The sequence below is a fragment of the Actinomycetota bacterium genome (genome assembly GCA_036280995.1).
Taxonomy (GTDB): domain Bacteria; phylum Actinomycetota; class CALGFH01; order CALGFH01; family CALGFH01; genus CALGFH01.
This window is the reverse complement of record DASUPQ010000040.1, coordinates 1-2,541: the sequence shown is the minus strand read 5'-3', so window position 1 is coordinate 2,541 and position 2,541 is coordinate 1. Positions and strand designations below refer to the sequence as shown.

Genomic DNA, 2,541 nt, shown 5'->3' with positions numbered 1-2,541 from the left:
CGTCACCGTCTTCCTGCTCGCGCTGGGGATCACCCTGGCCGTCCTGCCGCTGGCCACGGGTGCGGCCATCCTGCGCTACCGGTTGTACGACCTGGACCGGATCATCAGCCGCACGCTGGCCTACGGCCTGCTCACCCTGCTGCTGGGCGGCGGCTACGCCGTCGTGGTCCTCGGGTTAGGCCAGCTCCTAGGCCGGGAGTCCCCCCTGGTGGTGGCGGCCGCCACCCTGGCCGTGGCCGCGGTATTCCAGCCGGCCCGCCGCCGCGTCCAGGCCGTGGTGGATCGGCGGTTCAACCGGCGCCGCCACGACACGACCAGGATCGTCGAGGCCTTCGGGGTCCGCCTCCGGAACGAGGTCGACCTGGACGCCCTCCACACCGAGCTGCTGGCCGTGGTCGACCAGACCATGCAGCCGACCCAGGTGTCGCTGTGGCTTCGACCTCCCCCACCCAGCTCCTCCGACACAGCTCCCAGTGAGGCCCGGCCTACTACCTGGGCCTACTGAGCACCACGCAGGCCTCTACCTCCAGGCTGTGGCAACCGTCAAGACACCCCAGCGACGGACCACTAGCTCTGGTCCCTCGTCGTCCTGGTCGTGGTTGCGGTCGCCCATCGCAGTTGCCCTGTGTCAAGGCTGCTGGGCGATGAGGCGCTGATAGCTGCTGTGGCGGGCAGGGTCGTAGAGGGTGTGATCCTGCCAGCAGCGCCAGATCACGCCAAGCCAGGCCCGGGCCAGGATGCGGACGGCGTGGGCGTGGCCATGGCCGCGGGCTCGGGCCTGCTGGTAGACGTGAGCGGCCCAGGGGTTGTCGTGGCGGGAGTCACCGGCGAAGTCCATGACCGCGGCCCGCAGCTTCTTGTCGCAGGCAAAGCGGAACACGACCTTCTTGTGCTTGCCCGACCGCCGGGTCGATGGGGCCGCCCCGGCCAGACAGGTCAGCGACTCGGCGTCGGGGAACCGAGCCCGGCAGTCACCGATCTCGGCCAGCAGCGTGGCGGCGCGCACCCGGCCTGATCGGGGCAGGGCGGTGAAGATGGCCGCATCGGCATGGGTGCCGAGCCGTTCCACGATCTCACCCTCGAGCTCGTCGATCTGGGCCCGGACGGTGTCCAGGGCCGCGACCAGCCCCAGGGTCACCATGGCCCGGGCTTGGCCTTCCGGGCCGGTCAGCCCGGCTGGGGCGTCGGCCAGTCGCCCGAGCAGCTCGGCTGCGGCCTTGCGGCCGGGATAGCCCATGCGGCGCAGGAACGCCGCCAGGCGGGCCTCGGTCAGCCAGGCCGCCAGGCTCACCGAGGGGAAGCGGCGCAGAAAGGCCAGCGCGATCGGGCTGTCGACATCGCTGAACAGCCTGGCCGCGCCCGGGAAGGCGATCTCCAGGTTGGCCCGGAGCTCGTTGGCCAGCGCCACCCGGGTGGCCACCAGCGACTTGCGGGCCCGGCTGACCACCCGCAAGGCAACAGTCTGGGGGGTGTCGGGAACCAGCGGCATCAGCCGGTGCCCATCGGTGCGCAGCGCGTCGGCGAGCACGTAGGCGTCGAACCTGTCGTCTTGTTGCCGGCCGTGCCATAGCGGCCGCGGAGCGCTTTGACCTGGCGCCCCGGGATCACGACGACCTCCAGCCTGGCGGCCAGCAGCGCCTCCACCACCGGGCCGTCGGGTCGCTGGATCGCGACCTTGCGCACGCCGAGTTTGACCAGGCGGCGGGTCAACCCAGCCAGCTCGCGGCCGGTATGGGGCACATCGAAGCGGGCCCGGACCCGGCCGTCGGGATCCAGCACGCACACCGCGTGCAGCCGCGACGCCCAGTCCAGCCCGGCCACCCGGGATGGTGTGGCAGCATCCATGGTGATCCTTTCTGCTGGCAGGACCCAGCGGGGAGGGGCCAACGCACCGCCGGTGCCGGGACGCCGTGGCAGCAGGCTCACTGATCGGCGCTCGCTAGCGCGTCGCCCTGTTGCCGCTCGAGGCGTCCCGGACCGTCGGGCCTCGCGAACTGCGCTTAGCCTTCCCTCAGGCCAGGCTCGGAGGCGATGGCCCGACGGCACCGGGAGTTCGCCAGCACTCTAGACAGGTGCCGCCACCAAGGTGCACCAGTGAGACTCGCCCCCAGCTCCTCGGCCACGACCTCGACCGTCGATCGGGTGCTGCGGGTCCGCGGCGGTCCAGCTCCGCTGCTGGAGCCGACCCACAACCACCACCCGGCTGCCCTTGGCGAGCGACTGCGCGGCGTGCTCGGCCTGGTCGCGCCACACGATCACGGTGAAGAACGACGCCTCCTGGTCCCGGCGGCCCGACACCGCCACCCGGAACATGGCCCGGACGATGCCGCTCTCGGTGTGCCGCAGCTCGGGGTCGTCGGTGGGGTTGCCGGCGAAGCTCACGGCCGGCTCGGTCATGACTCTGCCCTCCTGAATGCCTGGCCGGGCGGTCTGCCCTGCCCTTGGAACCGGGGGATGGTGGACACCGTGGCATGCCGAGAGACCATCAGGGGCAAGCAGTAGCGCCAACGAAGTCGGTCATCGATCAGGACTGCCGAGCGT

The 2,541-nt window shown here is 71.4% G+C and carries 2 protein-coding genes and 1 pseudogene; 1 reads left to right on the top strand and 2 read right to left on the bottom strand.

What is annotated here, in order from left to right; all coding sequences use genetic code 11:
* On the top strand, window positions 1-505 hold a 505-nt coding region (locus VF468_01030; protein HEX5876907.1), incomplete at its 5' end, for a hypothetical protein.
* A gap of 123 nt (window positions 506-628) precedes the next feature.
* Here VF468_01030 and VF468_01025 read toward each other — a convergent pair.
* Window positions 629-1,845 (bottom strand): annotated as a pseudogene (locus VF468_01025) (IS110 family transposase).
* Window positions 1,846-2,064: 219 nt separating this feature from the next.
* Window positions 2,065-2,397: a single-stranded DNA-binding protein gene (locus VF468_01020; protein HEX5876906.1), complete on the bottom strand. Its 333-nt coding sequence runs from the start codon at window positions 2,395-2,397 to the stop codon at window positions 2,065-2,067.
* Window positions 2,398-2,541 lie beyond the last annotated feature (144 nt).